Raw genomic sequence first — 1,208 nt, 5'->3', positions numbered from 1 at the left:
CTTCACCGACGAAGACCTATGCCCCGTTTGCAAGGCCCGTGAAGGCGCCAAGTCCATCTGCGTCATCGAGAAAAGCTCCGACATTATCCCCTTTGAACGCTCGGGAATCTACAAGGGGACCTACTTTGTACTGGGCGGTGTCATTTCGCCCCTCGACGGAATCGGACCCGAACACCTGCACCTGCCCGACCTGGTGCGCCGCATCAAGGACGAAAACATCGAGGAACTGATCCTTGCTCTGGGCTCTAGCCCCGAAGCCGACAGCACCGCCCTTATGCTCGACCGAATGCTCGCAGGGGTAAACGTCAAGCGCACGCGCCTTGCCCGCGGCATTCCCATGGGTTCAGACCTTGAATTTGTAGACGAAGTCACCATGCTGCGCGCATTCGAAGGGAGAGTCAGCTTATGATGCCGGAAGGAAAAAAATTGCAGGCCCCGAAAATAGCGAAGGGGCTAAAGGCGAACCTGCCGCCGAAAGTGAAACACCATGCTCCCGTGGTGGTGGGCGGCTACAAGATTGTCTCCGCAGAATTTGTGAAGGGTTCCACAAGCATCAAGCACCTGCCCGAAGAACGCCTGCCGCAAATTGCATTCCTCGGGCGCTCCAACGTGGGCAAATCTTCGCTGATGAACGCCCTAATGGGCAGAAAAGACCTCGTCAAGGTCGGAAGGACCCCCGGAAAGACCCGCGAATTGAATTTTTTCAAAGTCAACAACCAGTTTTTTCTAGTAGATTTACCTGGTGTAGGCTACGCAAAGGTCAGCAACAGCAAGCGCGACGAAATGGCGGACTTTATCCGCGAATACGTGGAAAAGTGCAAGGACCTGAAGGGACTCGTCTATCTGGTGGACGTTCGCCACGGCGGACACGCCATCGACATCGAGACGGTCGAAGCCATTCGGGCCAGCGGTTGCCCCGTACTGATCGTTGCAAGCAAACGCGACAAGGCAAACCAGTCGGAACTCGCCAAGGGACTCCGCAGCATCAAGGAAAAATTCGGGCTCGACCAGAATCCTTTGAGCGTGAGCTCTTTCAAGAAATTCGGACTCGGCGACTTGTGGCACCAAATTTTGGAAGCGATCGAACAGAAGAATGAGAGTAAGGAGCCCTAGAAACTGGCAGCGATTCACAGCCCCCGCAAAGGCATTCCATTTGCTGGGCCTGTTCTTGTTGCGCCGTCCCTTCGGCCAACAAATCGCCTTGTTCT

General features: G+C 55.2%; 2 protein-coding genes. Both read left to right on the top strand.

All coding sequences use genetic code 11. From position 1 onward, the window contains the following. Window positions 1–409, top strand: a 409-nt coding sequence (locus Q0628_RS06510) for a toprim domain-containing protein (protein WP_298769312.1), incomplete at its 5' end; no start/stop codon positions are given. Then, window positions 406–1,113 carry a ribosome biogenesis GTP-binding protein YihA/YsxC gene (yihA, locus tag Q0628_RS06505; RefSeq protein WP_298769310.1) on the top strand — a complete coding sequence of 236 codons (708 nt, stop codon included), beginning with the start codon at window positions 406–408 and terminating at the stop codon, window positions 1,111–1,113. The genes Q0628_RS06510 and yihA, both read left to right, overlap by 4 nt. Window positions 1,114–1,208: the final 95 nt, after the last annotated feature.

The organism is uncultured Fibrobacter sp. (genome assembly GCF_937877005.1).
GTDB lineage: Bacteria > Fibrobacterota > Fibrobacteria > Fibrobacterales > Fibrobacteraceae > Fibrobacter.
This window is presented reverse-complemented; position numbering and strand designations above follow the sequence as displayed.

Bases quoted from the DNA above. Each gene is read 5' to 3' on its own strand.
- yihA (WP_298769310.1), top strand. From the start codon at position 406: ATGATGCCGGAAGGAAAAAAATTGCAGGCCCCGAAAATAGCGAAGGGG.